1 protein-coding gene is annotated in these 752 nt (G+C 76.3%); it reads right to left on the reverse strand.

Features of this window, described 5'->3' with window-relative positions; all coding sequences use genetic code 11:
* The coding region (locus AWZ10_RS42795; RefSeq protein WP_060893829.1) for an alpha/beta hydrolase family protein at window positions 1-752 on the reverse strand (752 nt) is incomplete at both ends.

Below are 752 nucleotides of genomic sequence, written 5' to 3' on the forward strand. Positions count from 1 at the left end.
GCGAGGGCGCGCAGGGTGGCCGCCCAGTCGAGGACCGGTGAGTCCAGGACGAGTCCGGCGACACGGTCGCGCAGCGCGGAGTGCGTGGCGGCGCGCAGGGCCATGGTGGCGCCGGTGGACCAGCCGTGCAGGACGACCCGCTCGGCGCCGGACCGGACGGCGTACCTGATGGCGGCGTCCACGTCGCGCCACTCGGTCTCGCCGAGGTGGTTCAGTCCGTCCGGGGAGCGGGGTGCGCCCGGGTCGCCGCGGTAGGCGAGGGCGAGGACCGGGAAATGGTGGCGGTGCAGGGACTCCATGACGTTCATGGTGTGTTCGCGGGTGGCGCCGAGGCCGTGCACGGCGATCACCCAGGTGTCCCGGGCGGCGGGCACGAACCAGGCGGGCAGGGTGCCGAGTTCGCCGCGTACCTCGACGTCGTCGTGGTCGAGGCCGAGCGCGGTCCGCGGGTCGCCGATGTGGAGGCCGGGGGTGAGCCACACCTTGTCGCCCGGCTCCAGGGTGCCGTGGGTGACGCGCTCCAGGCGGCGTACGACGGCGTCGGGGGCGTGCGGGGCGCCGTCCAGGACGTTGCCGACGACCGCGTGGGAGCCGCTGCCGGTGAGGCCGTAGGTGCCGGGGCGCCGGGAGGCGAAGGCCCGGGTCAGCGCGATGCGGCCGGCGGCGGTGGAGTGCACGGTCAGCCGGGGTTCCGTGGGCAGCGGTTCGCCCGGCGGCGCCTTCAGCGCGACGTCGCTCGCCAGCCGGCCCGC

It is taken from the genome of Streptomyces europaeiscabiei (assembly GCF_001550375.1).
Classification (GTDB): domain Bacteria; phylum Actinomycetota; class Actinomycetes; order Streptomycetales; family Streptomycetaceae; genus Streptomyces; species Streptomyces europaeiscabiei.